The 22,614-nt window shown below is 69.0% G+C and carries 15 protein-coding genes and 2 pseudogenes; 10 read left to right on the top strand and 7 right to left on the bottom strand.

Going from position 1 to position 22,614, the window contains the following annotated elements; genetic code table 11:
• Window positions 1-1,422: SMC family ATPase (locus tag E3O18_RS08570; RefSeq protein ID WP_166784908.1), on the bottom strand; the 1,422-nt coding region annotated here is incomplete at its 3' end.
• On the bottom strand, window positions 1,419-2,594 hold the full coding sequence (locus tag E3O18_RS08565) for an exonuclease SbcCD subunit D (protein WP_134393576.1): 1,176 nt from the start codon (window positions 2,592-2,594) through the stop codon (window positions 1,419-1,421). The genes E3O18_RS08565 and E3O18_RS08570, both read right to left, overlap by 4 nt.
• Window positions 2,595-2,781: 187 nt before the next feature.
• Between E3O18_RS08565 and E3O18_RS08560 the strand changes: the two genes are divergently transcribed.
• From E3O18_RS08560 to E3O18_RS08540, 5 genes are all read left to right on the top strand, one after another.
• Window positions 2,782-3,570 carry a DeoR/GlpR family DNA-binding transcription regulator gene (locus E3O18_RS08560; RefSeq protein ID WP_134393575.1) on the top strand — a complete coding sequence of 263 codons (789 nt, stop codon included), beginning with the start codon at window positions 2,782-2,784 and terminating at the stop codon, window positions 3,568-3,570.
• A complete protein-coding gene (locus tag E3O18_RS08555; RefSeq protein ID WP_134393574.1) occupies window positions 3,567-4,538 on the top strand; it encodes a 1-phosphofructokinase family hexose kinase in 972 nt (323 codons plus the stop codon). The genes E3O18_RS08560 and E3O18_RS08555 overlap by 4 nt, the downstream gene beginning before the upstream one ends.
• Window positions 4,535-6,529 carry a fructose-specific PTS transporter subunit EIIC gene (locus E3O18_RS08550; RefSeq protein WP_134417906.1) on the top strand — a complete coding sequence of 665 codons (1,995 nt, stop codon included), beginning with the start codon at window positions 4,535-4,537 and terminating at the stop codon, window positions 6,527-6,529. The genes E3O18_RS08555 and E3O18_RS08550 overlap by 4 nt, the downstream gene beginning before the upstream one ends.
• 91 nt (window positions 6,530-6,620) lie before the next feature.
• Entirely contained in the window at window positions 6,621-8,306 is a 1,686-nt protein-coding gene (gene ptsP / locus E3O18_RS08545) for a phosphoenolpyruvate--protein phosphotransferase (RefSeq protein ID WP_134417905.1), read from the top strand.
• Window positions 8,307-8,380: 74 nt separating this feature from the next.
• Window positions 8,381-8,659 carry an HPr family phosphocarrier protein gene (locus tag E3O18_RS08540; protein WP_134393571.1) on the top strand — a complete coding sequence of 93 codons (279 nt, stop codon included), beginning with the start codon at window positions 8,381-8,383 and terminating at the stop codon, window positions 8,657-8,659.
• Between the two features lie 85 nt (window positions 8,660-8,744).
• Here the strand turns inward: E3O18_RS08540 and E3O18_RS08535 are convergent, their stop codons facing one another.
• A complete protein-coding gene (locus E3O18_RS08535) occupies window positions 8,745-12,257 on the bottom strand; it encodes a TM0106 family RecB-like putative nuclease (RefSeq protein ID WP_134417904.1) in 3,513 nt (1,170 codons plus the stop codon).
• A gap of 269 nt (window positions 12,258-12,526) precedes the next feature.
• Between E3O18_RS08535 and E3O18_RS08530 the strand changes: the two genes are divergently transcribed.
• Together E3O18_RS08530 and E3O18_RS08525 are read left to right on the top strand one after the other, a co-directional pair.
• On the top strand, window positions 12,527-12,790 hold the full coding sequence (locus E3O18_RS08530) for a hypothetical protein (protein WP_174720110.1): 264 nt from the start codon (window positions 12,527-12,529) through the stop codon (window positions 12,788-12,790).
• Between the two features lie 2 nt (window positions 12,791-12,792).
• Window positions 12,793-13,785 (top strand): FHA domain-containing protein, encoded by a 993-nt coding sequence (locus tag E3O18_RS08525; protein ID WP_174722061.1) that lies wholly within the window; start codon window positions 12,793-12,795, stop codon window positions 13,783-13,785.
• 461 nt (window positions 13,786-14,246) lie between these two features.
• Here the strand turns inward: E3O18_RS08525 and E3O18_RS08520 are convergent.
• Together E3O18_RS08520 and E3O18_RS08515 are read right to left on the bottom strand one after the other, a co-directional pair.
• Window positions 14,247-14,549, bottom strand: a pseudogene (locus E3O18_RS08520) (MFS transporter); the annotation flags it as partial.
• Window positions 14,546-15,361, bottom strand: a complete 816-nt coding sequence (locus E3O18_RS08515) for a tryptophan-rich sensory protein (protein WP_134393569.1) — start codon at window positions 15,359-15,361, stop codon at window positions 14,546-14,548. The pseudogene E3O18_RS08520 and the gene E3O18_RS08515, both read right to left, overlap by 4 nt.
• A gap of 85 nt (window positions 15,362-15,446) precedes the next feature.
• Between E3O18_RS08515 and E3O18_RS08510 the strand changes: the two genes are divergently transcribed.
• Window positions 15,447-15,833, top strand: coding sequence for a VOC family protein (locus tag E3O18_RS08510; RefSeq protein WP_134393568.1), 387 nt, complete (start codon window positions 15,447-15,449; stop codon window positions 15,831-15,833).
• 25 nt (window positions 15,834-15,858) lie between these two features.
• Here E3O18_RS08510 and E3O18_RS08505 read toward each other — a convergent pair whose 3' ends face one another.
• Window positions 15,859-16,557, bottom strand: coding sequence for an HAD-IA family hydrolase (locus E3O18_RS08505; protein WP_134393567.1), 699 nt, complete (start codon window positions 16,555-16,557; stop codon window positions 15,859-15,861).
• A 68-nt stretch (window positions 16,558-16,625) separates the two neighbouring features.
• On the opposite strand from E3O18_RS08505, the pseudogene E3O18_RS08500 reads away from it, so the two are divergent.
• Both E3O18_RS08500 and E3O18_RS08495 read left to right on the top strand, forming a co-directional pair.
• Window positions 16,626-18,794: pseudogene (locus E3O18_RS08500) on the top strand (S9 family peptidase); the annotation flags it as partial.
• Window positions 18,795-18,886: 92 nt separating this feature from the next.
• Window positions 18,887-21,964, top strand: a complete 3,078-nt coding sequence (locus tag E3O18_RS08495) for a DEAD/DEAH box helicase (protein WP_134417903.1) — start codon at window positions 18,887-18,889, stop codon at window positions 21,962-21,964.
• Here E3O18_RS08495 and E3O18_RS08490 read toward each other — a convergent pair.
• Window positions 21,961-22,485, bottom strand: a complete 525-nt coding sequence (locus E3O18_RS08490) for a flavodoxin domain-containing protein (RefSeq protein ID WP_134393564.1) — start codon at window positions 22,483-22,485, stop codon at window positions 21,961-21,963. The genes E3O18_RS08495 and E3O18_RS08490 overlap by 4 nt on opposite strands.
• Between the last annotated feature and the right edge of the window lie 129 nt (window positions 22,486-22,614).

Genomic DNA, 22,614 nt, shown 5'->3' with positions numbered 1-22,614 from the left:
CTCCGCGTCGAGACGCCGCACCTGGCCGGCCGCGTCCTCGGCCGCCCGCAGCCGCTCCGCCTGGGCGCGCGCCTCGGGTTCGCGGGCCGCCGCCAGCGCCGCCGCCGCCAGGGCCTCGTCGACCTCGTCCAGCCGGTCCGGCAGCTCGTCCAGGAGCGCCTGGGTCTGCGCGACGGATGCCACGTGCAGGGCGAGCTCCTCCTGCAGCGTCACAATCTTGGCCTCGATGCCGGGCAGCAGCCGTTCGACGTCGAGAACGTCTTTCAACGATCCGAGCCGGCCCAGGAGATTCTCGATGACGGCTTTGAGGCTCTCCGTTGTTTCCACCAGACCTGGGTCGTCCTGATACTCATGCCAGGCGCCGTGCGCGTACGATTCGCCGATCAGGGCACGTTCGAGCGCTTCCTCCGCCTCCCGACGCGTGCGGAGCGCCGGCCACACGCGGGAAGCCCGGTTCGCGGCCAGCACGGCCGCCCGGTCAAGGGCGACCGCCCCCTGCCGGGCCTCGAGAACGACCAGGGCCGAGTGAGCTTCGTTGCGGCGGTCCTGCCGGCTGCGCAGGTCTTCCTGGGCCTGCACGTTTGCGGCGGCCAACTCCAGCGCCGACGTGGCCCGGTCGGCCCCCGCCGACGCCTCGGCCAGCAGTTCGTCCAGCTCCGCCAGGGCGGCGTCGAACCAGGTCCGGTCGCGACTGCCGGGCGCGTCATCGGAGTCGTTGCCGGGCAGGTCTTCGCGCTGCAAGTGCCGGGACGCGGTGGCCGCCAGGCCGGCCAGGCGCTGGCGCACGGATTCCAGCGCATCATCGAGCGACTTGCGCCGGCTGATCAGCCCGAGTTCGAGATGCTCGAACCGGGCGGTGCCGAAGAGGGTACGCAGCACCCCTCGCCGGTCATCGGTCTTGGCCAGCAGGAACCGTTGGAACCGGTTCTGGGCCAGCAGGATCACCTGCAGAAACTGGTCCTGCTTGAGCGGCAGGATGCGGCTGAGCTCATGCCCGACGTCGACCGGGCGGGTCGCCACGCTGCGCCAGCCCTCAGGGGTGTCCCGGTCGTCGTGCAGGTCACGGATGTCGAGGCGCGCGTCGGGCGGTGACATGGTCGTGCCCGGGCCGCGCTTCTTGTTCTTCTCGTACCTGGGTGTGCGATAGATGCGGTAGTCGTTCTCGTGCAGCGCGAATTCCAGCTCCACGAAAGTAGGGTCATCCGGTTCGCAGTGGTCACTGCGCAGCTGGGACTCCGTTCCCTCGTAGCGCGGCACGCTGCCGTAGAGGGCGAAGCAGACGGCGTCGAGGATGCTGGACTTGCCGGCCCCGGTCTTGCCGGTGATCAGGAAGATTCCATCGGCATCGAAGCGCTCGAAGTCGATCACCTGTTCGTTCTTGTAGGGGCCGAATCCGGCGATCCGCAGACGTTTGATCTTCATCGGCTCAGCTCCCTCAGGTCACCCTCGGTGAGGAGTTCCGCCACCAGGTCGCGTTCGAAATCGGATTGGCCGACCCCGTTGCGCACGAACTCGAGGAACCCGGCGACAATCTCGCGGTCACTCTGGCGGTCGATGCGCTCACCGTAGCTGACGGCATCCGAGTCGACGACGACAGCGGGCCGATGCTCGAGCGTGACGCAGTGCGGGAATCGTTTCTGCAGGCGCCGGATGCCGTCGAGGGGACGCACCTGGTCGGTCAGGATGGCCGACACCCAGTCGGGCTCGAACTCGGCCCAGGCGTCATCGGTCAGGAGCTGTTCGATCTCGCCGGTGAGCACGCTGAGTCGCCGCGGAACCGGAAGCTCGATCCATTCGATGTCGGCGGCAGGGCCGCCCTGGAGCTCGACCAGCCAGCAGCCCCGCGGTTTGCCGGCCTCCGAGAAGGAGTAGTGCAGTGGTGCTCCCGAGTAGCGCACGCGGTCGGTGAGGTGGGCTCGCCCGTGGATGTGGCCGAGGGCGACGTAGTCCGGTCCTGTGAAGACCGACACGGGCACCAGATCGAGGCCGCCCGCGGTGATGTCCCGCACGGCATCGGTCGCCGCGGCCGCGGGCACTCCCGCCGCGAAGCAGTGGCTGAGCACCACCGATCGCCCGCCGCGCGTGGCCAGGTCATCGCGGATGCGCTGCATCACGACGGTGAGCACCTGCTCGTGGGTCCTGAGCGGTTCGTCTGCCGGCCCGTGAAAGACGCTGAGGTGCCGGACCAGCGCCGGCTCCAGGTAGGGGATGCCATAGAAGTGCACGGGCCCGTGCTCGTCCGGCACGGTGACCGGTTCGAGGAACTGCTCCGGCCGGGTCAGCACATGGACGCCCGCGAGTGCGGCCCACTCCGCCTGGAAGCCGAGGCGGGTGGCGGAGTCGTGGTTGCCGCTGGTCATCACCACCGTGGCCCCTGCCTGCTTGATTTCCCGCAGCACCGCCGCGAGCAGCGTGTAACTCTCGGCCGACGGCATGGCCGAGTCGAAGATGTCGCCGGCCACCGCCACCACGTCGATCCGGCGCTGCCGCACCACCTCCACCAGCGCATCCAGCACCTGACGCAGGGCATCCAGGGTCGAATGGGTGTGGAAGGTTCGCCCGATGTGCCAATCGGACGTGTGCAGGATCTTCATGCCATTCACGTTATCGCCGACGGCCGACACCCGGCGGCACCGGGCAGCACCGGGCGAGCCCGGTCGACACTGGGCAGCAAGTTCTTTGTTTGTCTTTGTTTTTCTTGACAAACAAAAACAAACACAGGTAAGGTTTTTATATTCTACAAATTCGTGGTTTCGGCCACTCAGCGTCGAGGAGGTCGCCATGTTCGCCGAAGAACGTCAGGCCCTGATCGTCGATCTGGTCACCAGTTCGAACCGGGTCACGGTCAGCGATCTCGCCTCCCGCTTCGATGTCACCCCCGAAACGGTGCGGCGCGACCTCGACAGCCTCGAGGGCGCCCGCCAGCTGCGCCGGGTTCACGGCGGCGCAGTCGCGTTCGACCGGCAGAGCATGTCCGAGCTCAGCCTCGAGGAACGCCAGACGCAGCGGCAGGACGAGAAGCAGCGCATCGCGGCCGCCGCCCTCACCATGATTCCCTCGAGCCAGACCGGCTCCGTCCTGCTGGATGCCGGCACCACGACCGAGCTGCTCGCCGACCTCCTGCTCGACTGGACCCCGGCAGCCCCCGGTGACGAACTCCTGGTCATCACCAACGCGGTGCCGATCGCCACGAAACTCGCCGGCAACGACGCCATCTCGTTGTATATCCTCGGCGGCCGCGTGCGCGGCCTCACCCGCGCCGTCGTCGGTCCCAGCACCATCGCCCAGCTCGATTCGTTGCGGCCCGACATCGCTTTCGTCGGCGCCAACGGCGTGCACGCCGAATTCGGTTTCAGCACTCCGGATGCCGTTGAATCCGCCGTGAAGACAGCCATCGTCCGTTCGGCCCGTCGTGTTGTCGCACTGGCCGATTCCTCCAAGCTCGACAAGGAAACCCTGATCCGCTTCGCGGCCCTGGGCGACATGGACGTGCTGATCACGGACGCTCTCCCATCAGATGAACTTGCCGCAGCCCTCGCCGCGGCCGACGTTGAGGTTGTGATCGCGTGATTATCACGCTTACCCCGAATCCGAGCCTGGATCGCACCATCGAGCTCCGCGCCCCGCTGGCCCGCGGCGAAGTTCAGCGGGCAGGTTCATCCCGCGAGGAACCAGGCGGTAAGGGCGTGAACATCGTTCGCGCCCTCAAGGCCTCGGACATCCTGAGCCTCGCCATCCTCCCCGGCGACGAGTTGGACCCCGTTCTGGTGGCCCTTCGGGCCGCGGGGGTGCCCCACCTCGGCATGCCGATCGGCGCCACGATCCGGAGCAACATCGCGCTGACCGAGATCGACGGCACCACCACCAAGGTGAACGTACCCGGACCGGTACTGACCGCCGCGCAGCAGAGCGACCTGATCGAACTCGTGATGGAGAAAGCGGAGGGTGCCAGCTGGCTCGTGCTGGCCGGATCGCTGCCGCCTGGAGTGCCCGTCGACTTCTACGCCGACATCACCCGGGAGCTCCGCACCCGGTTCGGCGCGAGCGCCCCTCGGGTGGCCGTCGACTCGTCTGGCGCACCCCTCGCCGCCGCCGTCACGGCCGGACCGGACCTGATCAAGCCCAACGCCGAAGAACTGGCCGAGCTCACCGGCATCCCCGACCCGGAGAGCCTCGAGGGCAATCCGGTGCTCGTGGCCCGCGCCGCCGAGCGTCTCGTCGCCACCGGCGTTGGCGCCGTGTTGGCCACCCTCGGCTCCCAAGGTGCCGTGCTGGTCACCGAAGACGGCGCCTGGCTCGCGAAAACGCCGCCGATCGTCGCCCGCAGCACCGTCGGAGCCGGCGATTCCTCCCTGGCCGGCTACCTGCTCAGCAGCATCGCCGGCGGCTCCGCCCCCGACTCTCTCCGCCAGGCCGCAGCCCACGGGGCCGCAGCCGCGTCCCTGCCCGGATCAACCGTTCCGGCTCTGCACCAAACCAGACCGGGCGATGTCACCCTGACGTCGCTCAACACCCATCCAAAGGAGGATGTCCAGTGAGTGCACTGATCACCCCGGAGCTTGTCGCTCTGGATAAGAACCTCGGAGCCGCACCCTCGAGCGTAATCCGGCATCTTGCCGAGCTCGTCGTCGGCGCCGGCCGCGCCACCGAGATCGAGAGCCTCTACGCGGATGCCCTCGCTCGCGAAGCGAAGACGGCAACCGGCATCCCCGGCGGCCTGGCCATCCCGCATTGCCGTTCGGCAGCCGTCACCGAGCCGACGCTGGCGTTGGCCCGACTGACTTCGCCGGTCGACTTCGGGGCCGCAGATGGTCCCGCGGACCTCGTCTTCCTGATCGCCGCTCCCGAGGGCGCGGATCAGGAACACCTCAAGATCCTGGCCAAGCTCGCCCGCTCGCTGATGCAGGCCCCCTTCACCGCCGCGCTGCGCGCCGCGAAGACCCAGGCCGAAATCGTCGAACTGGTCACCAGCGTCGTCTCCCCCGCTCCCGTGGCCGCCGGCGGCGTCGCCGGAAGCACGCCCGCGGCATCCGCCGGTGTCAAGCGCATCGTCGCTGTGACCGCCTGCCCGACCGGCATCGCGCACACCTACATGGCCGCCGAATCGCTCGTTGCCGCGGCGAAGGCCGCCGGCGTTGACCTGCAGGTCGAAACCCAGGGCTCGGCCGGCCTCACGATGCTCGACCCGGCCGTCATCGCCGCGGCCGACGCGGTCATCTTCGCCGTCGACGTCGACGTTCGCGGTCGCGAGCGCTTTGCCGGGAAGCCCGTCATCCAGGTGCCCGTCAAACGCGGCATCGACGAACCGGCCAAGCTCATCCACGATGCCTTGGCCGCGGCCCAGAACCCCAACGCCCGCCGCGTCGGCGGCACCGTCGGTGCGGCCGAGGCCGAGGAGACCAGCGAGCACTTCGGCCAGAAGGTCAAGCGCGCCCTGCTCACCGGTGTCAGCTACATGATCCCGTTCGTCGCCGGTGGAGGTCTGTTGATCGCCCTCGGATTCCTCCTCGGAGGCTACGAGATCACCGAGGTCGCCGACACGGTCACCCTGGAGAACAACCTGTTCAACCTGCCGGAAGGCGGCATGCTCACCTATCTGGGAGCGGTCTTCTTCAAGATCGGCGCGCTGTCGATGGGCTTCCTGGTTCCGGCCCTGGCCGGGTACATCGCCTACGCGATCGCCGACCGTCCCGGAATCGCCCCCGGTTTCGTCGCCGGTGCCGTCGCCGGGTTCATGGGTGCCGGTTTCCTCGGCGGCATCGCCGGTGGTCTGCTGGCCGGTGTCGCAGCCGCCAGCTTCAACAAGCTCGACGTGCCGCGCTGGCTTCGCAGCCTGATGCCTGTCGTCATCATCCCGCTGGTCGCGTCGATCGTCGCCTCGGGCCTGATGTTCCTCGTGCTCGGTGGCCCCATTGCGCTGCTGACCACCGCCCTGAACGAGTGGCTGTCCGGCATGACCGGCGCCTCCGCCATCCTGCTCGGCCTGATCCTGGGCCTCATGATGGGGTTCGACCTCGGCGGACCGGTCAACAAGGTTGCCTACGCCTTCGCCGTCGCCGGTCTCGGCACCGCAACCATGGCCAACCAGGCTCCGTGGCAGATCATGGCCGCGGTCATGGCCGCGGGCATGGTTCCGCCGCTCGCCATGGCCCTGGCCACGGTGCTCGACCGCCGACTGTTCACTGTCGCCGAGCGCGAAAACGGCAAGGCAGCCTGGCTCCTGGGTGCGTCGTTCATCTCCGAAGGCGCCATCCCGTTCGCTGCCGCAGACGTGCTCCGCGTGATCCCGGCCTCCATGGTGGGCGCCGGCGTGACCGGTGCTCTCTCGATGGCCTGGGGCGTCACCTCGAAGGCCCCGCACGGCGGAATGTTCGTCTTCTTCGCCATCGACAGCTTCGCACTCTTCGCTCTGGCGATCGCGATCGGAACCGTCGTCACGGCCATCCTGGTGATCGCGCTGAAGCGATACGCTCGAAAGACACCGTTGGTCACCGCGGACGCAGCAGCGCCCGCCCTGGTCAACGCTTAACCGCACGTCGGCCGCTCCGAGAAAATCGGGGCGGCCGACGCGTAGCATCAATAGCGCAGTATTTTTGCTGCGCAAGAATAGAGGTTGTCCCGTGCAGAATTTCACTGGTGTAGGCGTAAGCCCCGGCCGGATCATCGGATCCGTTCGCCAGATGCCCAAACCGATCAGCGAACCCCCGGCAGGTGAACGCCTGGATGCGGCGACTACACCCGAAGTCGCAACGGCAGAGCTGCGGACGGCCGCCAAGGTGGTGCAAACCGAGCTTCAGCGTCGCGCCGAAGCCGCCACGGGCGCCAGCAAGTCGGTTCTCGAAGCCACCGCGCTGATGGCCACCGACCCGATGCTGATAAAAGCTGCAGTGAAATTAATCGTTACCGGAACATCCGCCGAACGCGCGATCTGGGAGTCCGGCGCATCCGTCGCCGAGATGCTGCACAACCTCGGCGGCTACATGGCCGAGCGGGCCACGGATGTCCTCGACGTGCGGGCCCGGATCGTCGCCGAGCTGCGCGGCGTCACCGCCCCCGGCATCCCCCAGTCTGACGAGCCCTTCGTTCTCGTAGCCGAGGACCTCGCCCCGGCCGACACCGCCACCCTCGACCCGAACAAGATCCTCGCCCTGGTCACCAGCGGCGGCGGACCGCAGTCGCACACCGCGATCATCGCCCGCGCCCTCGGCCTGCCGGCCGTCGTCGCCGCCGTCGGCGTCGACGCCCTCACCGATGGCACCGAGGTCTACGTGGACGGCGCCGCCGGAACCCTCCAGGTTGACCCCGGCGACGACGAGCGCACCGCCGTCACGGCGTGGGAGCACGTCGCAGCCAGCCTGTCCGTGTTCGACGGCACCGGCACCACCGCCGACGGCCACCTCGTTCCGCTGCTGGCCAACGTGGGCGGGGCCGCTGACGCGGTCAAGGCCGCGGCCGCCGGCGCAGAGGGCGTCGGACTGCTCCGCACCGAGTTCTGCTTCCTCGAGCGCGACATCGAGCCCACTATCGACGAGCAGGTCGTGGCCTACCGCGGCGTGTTCGACGCGTTCCCCGGCAAGAAGGTCGTCGTGCGCACGCTCGACGCGGGCGCCGACAAGCCGCTGCCGTTCCTCACCGACAGCACGGAGCCCAACCCGTCGCTCGGCGTGCGCGGTTACCGCACCGACCTGACCAGCCCCGGCGTGCTCAAGCGCCAGCTCACGGCAATCGCCACCGCCGCACAGGCATCCTCCGCCGTGGTCTGGGTGATGGCACCGATGATCGCCACGGTCGACGAGGCCGCCGACTTCGCCGCCATGTGCCGCGTCGCCGGGCTGAAGACCCCCGGCGTCATGGTGGAGGTTCCCTCCGCGGCGCTCCGCTCCGCGAGCATCCTGACCGAAGCCGAATTCGTCAGCCTCGGCACGAACGACCTCACCCAGTACACGATGGCCGCCGACCGTCAGCTCGGCACCCTCGCCGCGCTGAACTCGCCGTGGCAGCCCGCCGTGCTTCAGCTGATCCAGCTCACCGTCGCGGGGGCGATAGACGAGGGCCACAACAAGCCCGTCGGCGTCTGCGGCGAAGCCGCCGCCGACCCGATTCTCGCCGTCGTGCTCGTCGGGCTGGGCGTCAACACCCTGTCCATGACGGCCCGGTCGATGTCCGCCGTGGGCGCCGTGTTGAAGTCCGTGACGCTCGAACGGGCGCAGGAACTTGCCCAGATCGCCGTTTCGGCCCGTAATTCGGACGAAGCGCGTACCCGCGTGCGCGCCGGATTGCCCATACTTGAAGAGCTGGGTCTCTAGCCGCTTCGGATCTACGTCGCATCGCATCATCGCCGGCGAGCCACCCCTTCGCCGGGCACCAATTAGGAGGAACCATGTCCGAACGTAAAGCCACCATCGCGAGCCGCGTCGGCCTGCACGCGCGCCCCGCATCCATCTTCGCGGCGGCCGTCGGCGACCTGACCCTCGAGGTCACCATCGCCCTCGAGACCGACCCGGCCGAGGACGCGATGGATGCCTCCAGCATCCTGTCGCTGATGAGCCTGGGTGCCTCCAATGGCGACATCGTTGTGCTGCGCGCCGAGGGCGACGGAGCCGATGTGGCTCTCGAATCCCTCGTCAAGCTCCTCGAAACGGACCTCGACGCCGAGTAGCACCCCCGACTGAAGGCACCTTCAATCCGCGCGAATCATGCCGGAGTGAGGGTGCCTTTTCGTGGGTCAGGCTTCGACGCCGGAGTCAGGCCCGGGCGGGCGTGACCAGGGTGATGAACGCGCTCAGCTGGGCCAGACTCTCCACACTCGAGGGCAGGGTCTCGGTCAGGGCCGGCGAGTAGACCAGCCAGGCCGCCCACTGGGCACGGGAGATGGCCACGTTGAGCCGGTTTGCCAGGAGCAGGAACTCGAGGCCGCGCGGCACGTCCTCTGCCGCGGAGGCGGCAAGCGAGACCACGGCGACCGCCGCCTCCCGGCCCTGGAACTTGTCGACGGTGCCCACCGGCACGTCACCCAGACCGGCCTGCACGAGGTGGCGGCGAAGCAGCTCGACCTGCGCGTTGTAGGGCGCCACGACGATCACGTCGCCCTGCGCCAGCGGTGCGCACCGGCCACCGGATGTCCAGGGTCGGCCGAGCAGACCGGTCACCAGTGAGACCACGGCTTCGGCCTCCTCCACCGACGAGGTGGAGTTGAACCGGTGCGGCACGGGCATCGGGTGCAGGCCCGGCTCCACTCCCTCGAGTCGGCGATCGGAGGGGTGCGAGCGCAGCCGCCCCTCGTAGGACAGCGCCGACACCGGAGCGCAGACCCTCGGATGCATGCGCCAGCTGGTCTTCAGAAAGTAGCCGAATTCCGGCGGGAGCACCTGGTGTCCGTCGCTGAGCCAGCCCAGAGCCGAGCCGTCGACCGGTTCGGGGTGCGTGCCCTGGCTGACCTGCGGCAGCTGTTGCGGGTCGCCGAGCAGCAGCAGGCGTTCGGCCGCGACGGCAGCTGCGATGGTGCTGGCGAGGGAGAACTGGCCGGCCTCGTCGATCACGAGCAGGTCGAGGGAGCCCCGCGGCACCCGGTCGGCGTTGCTGAAGTCCCAGGCGGTGCCGCCGAGCACCCAGCCGCCGGACTGGCCGGTGAACCGGGCGAAGGTCTTGGTATCCAGGAGGGTCCACGGCACCGGCTTTGTCTCGTCGCCCTTTTTCGCCTTCTTCCCGACCTGGCCGGGCTCCAGCCCCGCGTCGATTCCGGCGGCGAGTACGGCGCGGAGCATGTTCTCGACCGCGGCGTGGGACTGCGCGACGACGCCGACGCGCCAGCCGTGCCGCACGACGAGGTCGGCGATCACCCTCGAGCCGACGAAGGTCTTGCCGGTTCCGGGCGGGCCCTGCACCGCGAGGTAGGACCGGTCGAGCACGAGCAGGGTGTCCCGGATGGCGGTGCGCACATCCCCTTCACCATCACCCTCGCCGTCGCCGGGGCGCGCCGGCGGCTGCACCAGGGGCTGCGTCGGGCCGCTTGCCCCGAGCAACCGGGGCGGGCGTCGGCGCAGCAGGTCGAAGGCCGCGTCCGGCAGCGGTTCCGGCCACAGGGAGAGCACGGCGCGGCCCCACTCCGCGATCGCGGTCACCTGGCTCCCGGCTGGCGGCGGAGTGCCGGGGGTGAGGGCGATCGGCATTTCCCGGTGGGCGGGTGCATCGCGTTCGAGCACCTCCTCGACCAAATAGACCGACTCGTCGATCACGTCGATGATGGTCGCCCTGTTGTGCGCGGTGCGCGCTCCGGGGGCGTCGCTGCGGCTGATCGGCGGGTAGGGCAGGTCGTAGAGCAGGAACGGCTGCTGCCCGACCTTGAGCGAACTGCCCGGCGCGAGTGCCCCGGTCAGGCGCAGTACCCGGCGGTCGAGCGACTGGCGGCCTTCCCGGTGCCAGCCCAGGTGCAGGGCTGCTGTTTCGACGATGAGCACGTCCCTGGTGTCCGCCCAGTCGTCCACGGGCGCGCCCAGGCGACTGTAGTGGTCCCACCAGAACGATTTCTGCTCCCGCCGGTGGTAGTCGATCGCCGCCGAGGCGAGGGCGAGCGCGGTCTGGTCGGCGGTGCGCTCGGCCGGCGGAACGTCGGCAAGCAGCGCGGAGAGTTCCAGGTAGACCGGGTCCGGTTCCCGCACCGGCAGGGGCACGCCTGCCAGGGTCGCCGGCGACGCTGCGGTGGCGCCCGGCTGCTCGGCCGCGCGGGCCAGCAGCCAGTCGCGCAGGCGCAGGGTGGAACGGCAGTCGTACGCGTTGTAACGGGCGATGTCCGTGAGAATCTGCTCCGCGGCATCCGTCTGGCCGGCGGCCGACAGGGTGCGCGAGCGCACGTATTCGGTGATCGAATCGGCGGCGTTGGCCACGCCCTCGCGTTCCTCGAGCCCCATGTAGAGCGGTTCGAGCTTCTTGAGCGAGTAGCTGCGGCTGCCGATGCGCAAGCCCTGCCGCACGATCGGGTAGAGGTCAACGAGCACATTCCGGCGCACTAGGTCGTCGACCGCTTCTTCGCCGACCCCGTGCCGGGCGGCAAGGCCGAGCAGGTGGGTGCGCTCATAGGGGGCGTAGTGGTAGATGTGGAGCCCCGGATGCCGCGAACGGCGCTCTCGCACATACTCCAGGAAGTCGATCAGGGCCTGACGTTCCTCGGCGTGGTCGTGCGCCCAGAAAGTGCGGAAGGTGTCGTCCGGCACGGCCAGACCGAACAGATAGTCCAGCCCCCACGCTCCGTTGCCGGCCTCCTGGTAGAGCGGGTCACCCTCGAAGTCGAAGAAGATGTCCCCCGCGTCGGGTGCGGGCAGCGCCGCGAGGGCGGCCGGGTTGATGATCTCCCAGTTCAGTGGCCGGCCGGGGGCCCGGGAGGCGATCTGCAGCCGGGCCTGCCCCTGCAGTGTCGCCAGCGTGGTGTCCGACAAACCGGGGACGAGCTCGCGCCGCGCGGCGAGGTCGTCGATGGAGCGGACGCCCGCGGAGCGCAGCCGGGCGCGCTGGCCGAGCCGCAGGTTCGCGACCAGGAGCACGTCCCGGTGCTGCTGCACCTGCTCCTCGCACAGGTCACAGCGGCCGCAGGCGGCGTAGCGAGGGTCACCCCACGGGGTGGGTGCAGGGTCGGCGAGGCGTTCGTCGACCAGCCGCTCGAGGCGGGCGCGCCGGGCGCGGTAGACAGGCAGGATGTCCTTCAGCCGGTGCGAGCTGGTGCGGCCGTCGCCCAGCAGAAGGTGCACGTTCTCCCCCGTCGGGATGCCCACCCGCTGCAACTGGTCGCTATACGCCGCCAACTGCAGCAGCGCCGTGATCTTCGCCGAGCGTGCCAGCTTCGTGTCGTAGACCTCGTAGGTCGCGGCAGGGTCGGCGGGGTCGCTCTGGTCGCCGCTCCCGGTGCGGATGATGAAGTCCGCGTAGCCCAGGAATCGCCCGTCGAAGAACGCGGCCTGGAACACCACCTCGGCCCCTGCGCGCAGGGCCGCCTCGCTCATTTCAACGGCGGAACCGATGTCGACGAGGTCGCCACGTTCGATCTCGACGACGGTGCGGGTCGCGCGCAGCTGTTCGAGCATCCGCAGTTCGTGGGCGTCGCCCAGCTCGGCGGTGCGCTGGAGCATGGCGTCAGCGGCTGCCGGGGCGGCGTCGATGCGTCCCAGTTTCGCGTCGAGTCTGCGCAACAGTGCCCACTCGCAGGCGGCCGCGGCGCTGAGGTCGCTCGCCGAGTAGCCAACGGTGGCGGAGTCTGATAGGAACACGTTGATCTCCTTTTTGCGCACGCACAACCACACCGGAAGCGCTGGTCACGGTGGTTTCGAGGCTAGCTGAGACCACCGACCAGAACAGGGGGTGCCGCGCCCTTCCCCCTGCAGCCGTGCTCAACTAGGGTTGGCCTACACGCGGCAGACGAGGCTCCTGATGGCTGTCCGCGCTGCGGTTCACCGTTGATCCGATTCTGGCCGATTGCGGGCCCGATGTGCGACGACCGAGTGCCGTTTCCCTGCAACCAAGCGAAAAGGAACACACCGTGACTGACAGCCAGAACCCCGTACCCACTGCCAACGCCACCGGCCCCGACGCCCACAACATCAAGGACTGGACCGACCTCGGCAAGGAGATGTGGTCCTACCTGACCGGCAAGAGCGCCGCCATCAACTACAGCTTCATCGACATGACCGTGGAGGTGCCTCGCGACATCGGCCCCGACGCCCCCCGTGCCACCTGGAAGCTGAACGGCACCCTGCGGGTCACCACGAGCGAGGGTTCCGGCACCGAACCGCTCACCAAGTAGTCATGAGCCCCACCACCCGCCTGGACATCGACCTGGAGTTCTCCCTCGCGGAGCCGGGCACACCGGGCGACACCACGGAGGCGACCGGCGCCGAGCAGATGGGCGGAACAATCACGGCCAGCGGCCTCGACGTCGAGATCTTCTCCAGCAAGCCCGAGATGTTCGTGCGCACCAGCACGATGAAGCTGAAGCAGCTCCGCGGCCTGGCCGGCGCCCTGGCCGAACGCGGCCTGACCGTCTCCGTGTCCGGCCCCGACGGCCTGATCATCCGGCTGGGAGCCGTCAAGGCACCCGTCATCCAGCGCCTGCTGACCGGTTCGTCGCACATCACGCTCGGCAGCCGGGCCGCGCTGGTTCCGCTTCTGCGGCGGCGCAGTACCGCACCGAAAGCGGGCCTGACCCTGCCGTTGCCGCCGGGCACCCTGTTGCCATTGGTGCCGACCTTCGACCGGCGCATCCGTCGCCGGGTGACCACGACGCACTACACACCGGGGGCAGGCCGGCCCCGGCTGGTTTTCGTGATCGGCTCGGAGAACTGGAACGGTCAGATGCCGCGCGAGTTCGATCTGCTGCCGACGGTCACCACCATCGGTTCGGCCCCGGATGCCGACCTGCAGCTGGCCGGTCTGCACCCGTTCCATGCCGAAATCCGCCACGACGACAACGACGAGTACGTTCTGTATCCGCTCGGCGACGTTTCCGGCGGAGCCAAGCGAAATTACCGGGCGGACGAGCACGATGGGCAGGTCCTGCGCACCGGCGCCCGGATCGAGATGGGTCCGTGGCGCATGGCCTACTTCCGTGAGGAGTACGCCGACCACGGCCGCCCCTACGGCGGTCGCGTGGGCGGGGAGCTGTCCGTGCAAAAGCCGCAACCGAGCCGCCGCGCAGCCCGGTTGGAGCGCGAGGCCAACGCCGCCGCTGCCGGCACCACGAACGGCGGCATAGAGCCGACGTCCGCGCGGCCGGGGCCGGTGGACGACTCCGAGATCTAGGGGCAGGTCCGGGTCGACCGATCCTGGCCTCGCCACTCGCCGCGACGGATGCCGCCGAGCCACCCCGAACCAATTCGACGGATTTTGAGGAAAAAACGGGTTTACGGGCTCTTTGGGAGGGTCGTGGGCAAAATCCCCGTCGGATTCGTTCGGGCTGCGCGGTGGAGCACGGGGTGGCGGGTGGGGTGACGCGGGGGGTCGCGGGGGATGCAGAGCGCAGCTGTGCGGCTGCGGCTCTGGCGGGCCTTGTGGCCAACTCAGGAGATCCGTCCGGCCGGGACGGACATCCGCACCAATTCCGCACTGGTCCGCGGGAGCCGGCAATGCGGGCGACGGATGTCCTGAGTTGGCCACACGTGCAGGCTCGGCCGGGCCTGACCCACGGCGGAGCCCGGGATCCTCCCATCCTCGAAACCCGCTGGCCGTCAGGGACACGCAGCTAGACGGGCTCCCGCGAAGGCGGAGGCTGTGGCGAAGACGATTACGCCGAGAATCAGGATGCGCCGTCGACCGAACCGGTCGGCAAGCGTTCCGAACACCAGCAGCAGGGCCGCGAAAACCAGGGTGTAGCTCTCCTGCACCCACTGCACCTGGGTCGAGGTGATCGCCAGGTCGTCGACGATCGAGGGGATGGCCACGTTGATGATCGTGGAATCGACGATGATCAGGGCGACGGCGACGCTGATGAAGACGAGACCGGCCCAGCGTCGGCGCGCCGAGGTGACGCCCGCCGGGGTGACAGGCAGGGTGGCCGAATCGCTCACGCGGTGACCGATCGGGACGTGGCGGACGTGACGGACCTGGAGGTGCGCACGCGCACGGTGATGGTGACGATCAGGATGGCGGCCACGGCGACGATCGCCGCGATCGCCGTGGGAGCAGAGAGCAGGGTGCCGGCCAGCCGGGCCACGGCCACCCAGGCCAGGCCCCAGCACAGCGACGCGGCCGGGGCGAGGCGGCCGTGGCCGTAGAGCGCGAGGACTACGCCGACCAGCCCGGCGACGGCGATGACCAGCACCGCCCACAGGTCCGCGCTGAGGCCGAAGCCTTCGAAGCCGGAGGCGACGAGCACCGCGGTGACGTTGGCGGCGGTGGCGATGGCCACCCAGCCCAGGTATAGGCCCACGGTGCCGTCGGCGACGATCGTCTCAATCAGGTTTTTGGGCCGGGTGCGGAGCGTGAGCTGGAACGCCCGGATCAGCACGACCAGCAGAAGCACGATCACGGGCACACTGAGCCAGAGCAGGTCGAACTGGATGCTCAGGATCCAGACGGCGTTCAGCACGAGCGACGCGGCGATCGGGTAGCCCAGGGCGCGTTGGCGGGCATCCGTTTTCTGCGCCGGCATGAATTGCCACAGGGCGTAGGCGATGAGGCCGAGGTAGATCGCGGTCCAGATGCCGAAGGCCGGCCCGTCGGGGGCGATCGGGGTCGCGTCGGCGGCGAGCGCACCGCCTGACGCGTTCTGGATCGGGGTTCCGCCGGCGGCCCCGGATCCGATGAACGATCCGACGACGGCCAGGATCGCGCTCACCAGCACCACCGTTTGACGCAGTGGATCGCTGCTCTTATTCATCTCGGTCTCCCAACGATCAGCTAGCGTTATAATCATCGGTTTCATCCTGACCTCCTCCGCCCCCTGGAGTATGCGAAACTGCCGCATGCGCATCAACGGAGTGCACCACATCGCCATTATCGCCAGCGACTACGACGTGTCCAAGGCCTTCTACCTCGACGTTCTCGGCTGCACGCTCGAAGCGGAATACTTCCGGGCCGCGCGCCGGTCGTGGATGGGCAAGCTTGCCTTGAACGGCCACTACCTGATCGAACTGTTCTCTTTTCCCGACACCCCGCCTCGGAGGAGCGGCCCGGAAGCGCTCGGGCTGCGCCACCTCGCGTTCGAGGTCGACGACGTGCCGGCCGCCCGCGACGAGCTGATCGTTAAGCACGTCGAGGTTGAGGAACTGAGGGTGGACCCGAACACCGGCAAAGCGATGTTCTTCTTTCGCGACCCCGACGGGCTGCCGCTGGAGATCTACGAGCGCTGAGTCCGGACGCTATTGCTCCGGGCTGCTATTGCTCGGTCACCAGGTGGAAGACCACTCCGTCATCCTGCACGGACACGCGCAGGCGGTCGAGACCGGAGACCACCAGGTCGGCCTCCAGGTCGGCGGCCCGATGGGTGCCGACGACGCCGATCGTGGCGCAGCCGGCGGCGCGGGCGGCGGCAAGGCCGGCTGGGGCATCCTCGACCACGACGCAGCGGGCCGGGTCGACGCCGAGGCGTTCGGCCGCCAGCAGGAACGGCTCGGGGAACGGCTTGCCGCGGCTGGTGTCGTCGATGGTCACCACCGTGAGCGGTGCAGGGAAGCCGGCGGCGTCCAGGCGCACCAGGCACAGCTGCCGGGCACAGGACGTGACGATCGCCCGGCGGGCCTCGGGGATGCTCGCCATGAGTTCCGCCGCGCCGGCCAGGATCCTGACACCAGCCGTGTCGGCCAGTTCGAACTCGGTGAGCCGGGTGACGGATGTCTCGACCAGTTCCTCCGGCACCAGGGTCGCGATCATCTGACGCGCCGGCACCCCGTGCTCGGGGCCGGTGAACGACGGGCCGAGGCCGACCTCGGCACCCCAGCGCAGCCAGGACCGGGTGACCGCCTGAGTGGAGTCGACCAGGGTGCCGTCCATGTCGAAGAGCACCGCCTGGAAGACCTGCCCCTGCAGGGCCTCCTCTCGGGAGGTTTCGAGCGGGGCGATTCCGGGCTGCGTCATTGTGGTTCCATTCGTCTCTGGGCTGGTACCCCTCAAGTCTGCGCCCTCACGGAACTACGCTATGACTCATGACCACTCCTCCCCGCGCGGTGCAGAAGCCACAGCAGCGCAATTTCCATGACGACGTGTTCACCGACAACTACGAATGGCTGCGCGACAAGGACAGCCCCGAGGTGATCGCACACCTCGACGCCGAGAACACCTTCACGGATGCCCACACCGCCCACCTGGCCCTGCTGCGGGAGCAGATCTTCGAGGAGATCAGGGGCCGCACCCAGGAGACCGACCTCAGCGTTCCGGTGCGACAGGGCCACTGGTGGTACTACACCCGCACGGTCGAGGGGAAGGAATACGGCATCCACTGCCGTGCGCCGATCTCCGCGCCGGACGACTGGACCCCGCCGGTGCTTCCCGAACAGATCCCCGAACAGACCAGCGGGCAGGCGAGCGGGACCGCCGGACTCCCGGACGAGCAGCTCGTGCTCGACGACAACGCCGAGGCGGCCGGCCACGAGTTCTACTCGCTCGGCAGCACCGACGTGAGCGGCGACGAGAGCCGGCTGCTCTACGCCGTCGACACCGAGGGCGACGAGCGATACACCCTGCGCGTGCGCGACATCGCGACCGGCGAGGACCTCGCGGACGAGATCCCGAACACCGGCGAGGGGGCACTGTTCGACCCGAGCGGCCGCTACATCTTCTATACGACCGTGGACGACGCCTGGCGGCCCGACACCGTGTGGCGGCACGAGGTGGGAACCGCGGCCGCCGCCGACGTGTCGGTCTTCCACGAACCCGACGAGCGCTTCTGGGTGGGCATCGGCCTCACCCGCAGCCGCAGGTTCCTGCTGATCGAGGCCGGCTCGAGTGTGACCACCGAGACCCGGCTGCTCGACGCCGTCGACCCGACCGGCGAGTTCGCCCTGGTCTGGCCGCGGCTGGACGGCGTCGAGTACGACGTGGAGCACGCCGTGCTGGGCGGCGAGGATCGCCTGCTGATCGTGCACAACCACCACGCGGTCAATTTCGAGCTGGTCAGCGTCTCCGTCGCCGACCCGCGGGGTGAGAAACGGATTCTGCTGCCCCACGATACGGCCGTGCGCCTCGAGAGCGTCGACGCATTCCGGGACTTCGTGGTGGCCGAATACCGGCGGGACGGGCTCACCCGCGTTGCCGTGAGCGCCGAGGCACCCGACGAGGAACTCGATTTCGTCGAGCTCGGCTTCGAGGAACCGCTGTACTCCGTGGGCACGTCGGCCAATCCCGAGTGGGACACGCCGACCATCCGTCTCGGTTACACCAGCTTCGTCACGCCGTCGACGGTCTACGACCACGTGGTCGCCACCGGCGAGCGCCGGCTGCTGAAGCAGCAGCCCGTGCTCGGCCGCTACGACCCGACCCTGTTCGAGCAGCGCCGCGAGTGGGCCACCGCCGCCGACGGCACGCGCATCCCGATCTCCCTCGTCTACCGGCGCGACCTGGTCGCTCCGGGAACTCCCGCCCCGACCCTGCTCTACGGCTACGGCTCCTACGAGATCAGCATCGACCCGTCGTTCAGCATCGCCCGGCTCAGCCTGCTCGACCGCGGCATGATCTTTGCGATCGCCCACGTGCGGGGCGGCGGCGAGCTGGGTCGACTCTGGTACGAGAACGGCAAGAAGCTGCACAAGCGCAACAGCTTCACGGACTTCGTCGACAGCGCCCGGCACCTGATCGACCAGGGTTACTCCAGTCCCGACCGGCTCGTCGCCGAGGGCCGGAGTGCCGGCGGCCTGCTGATGGGCGCCGTGGCGAACCTGGCCCCGGAACTGTTCTCGGGCATCCTTGCCGGGGTGCCGTTCGTGGACGCGCTGACATCGATCCTGGACCCATCGCTGCCGCTGACCGTGATCGAGTGGGACGAGTGGGGCGACCCGCTGCACGACCCTGAGGTGTACGCGTATATGCGCGGCTACTCCCCCGTGGAGAACGTGCGCGACACGCAGTACCCGCGGATACTCGCCGTGACCAGCCTCAACGACACCCGAGTGCTCTACGTCGAGCCGGCCAAGTGGGTGGCCCGGCTGCGCGAGGTGGGAGCGGATGTTCTGCTGAAGACCGAGATGTCGGCCGGCCATGGTGGGGTGTCCGGCCGGTACAGCCGCTGGCGTGAGACGGCGTTCGACTTCGCCTGGATCATCGATGCCGCCAGGGCGCATCCGTCGAGGGAAGCAGCGGTCACCGCGGTAGCTGTGTGAGCCTCAGCAGTTTTCCGGCGCATTCTCCGTCGAATCGGTTCAACCGCGGACACTGCGCTCCGACCGCGCTGCCCACATGAGAGCATGGAGCCATGTCTGACGCCGGGTCTCCCCCGGCGCGGGTGGACTGGAAGCGGATCGCGGGACCCCCGCCCGGCGAACCGGGTGGGACCGCCGATCCGCCCGTTCCGATGGGCCTCCAATTCGAGCTGCGCGAGCAGACGCCTCGCACGAACGACCGCTGGCGAGGTGCGACGGCCCGGCCGGTCACGAACGTGCGCCCCGGGCAGGGCGAGATCCGGCTCGGGGTGCGCCCGGTCATCCGAAGCGCCCGAGGCAACTGGGTGCGCGCGGACGTGGCGTGGAACCAACTGGGCTTCCACCGCAACCGCCTCAACCTCAACCGCGAGCACCACCGCTGGCTGAGCCAGATCCTGGCCCTGCACCGGGCCGTGCGCGGCGTCTACACCAGCCAGGAGACGGACTGGATCTACCTCGACGACTTCGCCAGCCCGCTGCTCTGGACCCTCTTCGACGAGGCCGAGACCCTGGGGCTGCGTCTCGTGGGCAGCACGAAGGATGCCACGGTCAGCGTGGGCCGCGCGGCCCACGTGAGCCTCGACGCAAGCCGGAACGCCGCCGGCACCGAGGGTCTGCTCCTGACCACCCGGCTCCTGTTTGACGGCACCCCGCATCCCCCCGAGCATTCCGGGGCGATCGGCGGCCACGGGATCTACGGCTATGCCCTCGGGCCGCGCCCGGTGTTCACCCTGGCCCCGACCGTCGACGGTCCGCTCACCGCCGAGCAGCGCCGGCTGCTCGGTGCGCCCGGCACGGTTCTCGTGCCGGCCGACGAGACGGCCGAGTTCCTGAGCGACTTCTATCCGGCGCTGCGGCGTACCCTGCCGGTGACCAGCACGGATGGCTCCGTGCGCTTCCCCCAGACCGACCCACCTCTGCTCGTGCTCACCGCCTGGTTCCGGCCGAGGCAGGCGCTGGAGCTGGCCTGGCATTGGGAGTACCGCGAGGGTGCCCTGCTGAAGAAGCTGCCCGTGCTGTCATCCACGTCCACATCCACGTCCACGCCCACGTCCACGTCCACGTCTTCGTCTCCCTCGAACGGAAGCCGCGACGAGCCCACCGAACGGGTCATCCACGAGCGGGCCAGGCGCCTCCTCGAGGAGGCCGGCCACACCGGCGCAGGCCCGGCCGCGACATCGATCACGCTGCGCGGCATCGATGCGGCCGAGGTGGCCGAACGTGCGCTCCCGCGGCTGGAGACGCTGCCCGGCGCGCGCGTGGACATCCGCGGCACCCGGCCCGACTACCGCGAATTGACCGAGACTCCTGAGCTGACAATCAGCACGGTCGAGACGGACCAGCGGGACTGGTTCGACCTGGGCGTGATCGTCACGATCAATGGTCGGAGCGTGCCGTTCGGCCCGCTGTTCAAGGCTTTGGCGAAGGGGCAGGCGAAGCTCCTGCTGGTCGACAACAGCTATCTGTCGCTGCGGCAGCCGGCGTTCGAGCGCCTGCACGAGCTGATCACCGAGGCCCGCGCCCTGCAGGAATGGGACACCGGCCTGCGCATCAGCCGCTACCAGGCTGCCCTCTGGAGCGACTTCGAGGACCTCGCCGACGACACCGAGCAGGCCGTGGCGTGGCGGGCGGCCGTGTCCGGGCTGATCGGCTTGTCCAAGGGCGCCGACGACGCCGAGCACGCCCCGCCCGCCCCGCTGCCGGCCGCCGTGCACGCCACCCTGCGCCCATACCAGGCGCAGGGCTTCACCTGGCTGACCTTCCTCTGGCAGCACCAGCTGGGCGGAATCCTCGCCGACGACATGGGCCTCGGCAAGACCCTGCAGACGCTCGCACTCCTGGCGCATGCGACCGCCCACCCGGCCGAGCCGGCCCAGCGGCGGCCGTTCCTGGTCGTCGCCCCGACATCCGTCGTCGCCACCTGGCGTTCCGAGGCCGCCCGCTTCACGCCCGGCCTCGACGTTCGGGTGATCACAGGCACCGAGGCGGCCGGCGGCATCCCGCTGACGGATGCCGCGGCCGGCGCCGACGTCGTCGTCACCTCCTACACGCTGTTCCGTCTCGACTTCGAGGCCTACCAGGCGCACGGCTGGGCCGGGCTGATCCTGGACGAGGCACAATTCGTGAAGAATCGCGCCACCCGGGTGCACCTGTGCGCCCGCGACCTGACGACGCCGTTCAAGCTCGCGCTCACGGGCACGCCGATGGAAAACAGCCTGCTCGAGCTGCATGCCCTGTTCGCGATCGTGGCACCGGGCCTGTTCCCCTCTCTTCGGCGGTTCACGGAGGAGTACGTGCGCCCGATCGACCGCGGCGACACCCCCGAGGTGCTCACGCGGCTGCGCCGGCGCATCCGCCCACTGTTGCTGCGTCGCACCAAGGCGGTCGTCGCCCCCGAGCTGCCGCCCAAACAGGAGCAGGTGCTTGAGATCGAGCTGAACCCCCGGCACCGCGCGCTCTACGACACGTTCCTGCAGCGGGAACGGCAGAAGCTGTTCGGCCTGATCGACGACCTCGACAAAAACCGGTTCATCGTGTTCCGCTCGCTGACCCTGCTGCGGCTGCTCAGCCTGGACCCGTCCCTGGTCGACGAGAAGTACACCGGAGTGTCGTCCAGCAAACTGGACGCCCTCTTCGAACAGCTGGGTGACGTCGTCGCCGAAGGTCACCGTGCGCTCGTCTTCAGCCAGTTCACGTCGTTCCTGAAGAAGGCGGCCGCGCGGCTCGAAGCCCGGGGCATCCCTTACTGCTACCTCGACGGGTCCACCCTGCGCCGCTCCGAGGTGATCGACCGGTTCAAGACCGGCAGTGAGCCGGTGTTCCTGATCAGTCTGAAGGCCGGCGGGTTCGGCCTCACCCTGACCGAGGCGGACTACGTCTTCCTGCTCGACCCATGGTGGAACCCGGCCACCGAGACGCAGGCCATCGACCGCACCCACCGCATCGGCCAGACGAAGAACGTGATGGTCTACCGAATGGTCGCCACCGGCACCATCGAGGAGAAGGTCATGGCCCTGCAGAAACAGAAGGCCGAGCTCTTCGACCAGGTGCTCGGCGACGCCCCAGCGGATGCGCCGGGGTTCAGTGGAAACCTCACGGCCGACGACATCCGCAGCCTGCTGGGGAGTTAGACGGACAGCTCCCGGGCGATCTCCGCCGCCCATTCGTCGATCGCGACCCAGTTGCGGAAGTCACCCTCGGGCAGCAGCTCGCGCCCACTCGGGATGCGCCGCACAAGTTTGTCCCGGCGGCCGAGCACGGCCGGGTCGAGCGCACCGAAGAACACCCGCATTCCGCGCGGCTGGAGCGACTGGCCGAACTCCTCGAACTGCTTCGGCTCACTCTCCTTGAGTAGATCCCGCCCCTGGGCGTCCTTGCCCGCGGTGCCCAGCGGCCCGCTGCTGAACAGCCACACCGGATGCGCCGTGATCAGTTCCTGGTGGCGCCGCACGAACTCCGTCGCGTCCTTGCGCCACGACCCCATGTAGGCGGAACTGCCGATCACGAAGGCGTCGTACCCGTCCACCTGGTCAACGGATGCGACCGGCCGGGCCACGGCATCTTGCCCTGCCTCCCGCAGTTTGCGGGCGATGCGCTCGGCGATTCCCTCGGTGGCACCGTACTTGCTCGAAAACCCCACCAGTGTCGTCATGATTGCCTCCAGCTCGTCGGTCGTTCACTCAATCGTAGGGCGGTGCGCCGCCGCGCCCGCCCACGATTCCCATCCCCAATCGAGCGGGTCGGTTGGTTCTCCGTCTCGCACCGCTGCTAATCTGAATTT

The organism is Cryobacterium sp. TMT2-42-4 (assembly GCF_004402645.1).
Taxonomy (GTDB): domain Bacteria; phylum Actinomycetota; class Actinomycetes; order Actinomycetales; family Microbacteriaceae; genus Cryobacterium; species Cryobacterium sandaracinum.
The sequence above is the reverse complement of the archived record's forward strand: the minus strand, read 5'-3'. Positions and strand labels throughout refer to the sequence as shown.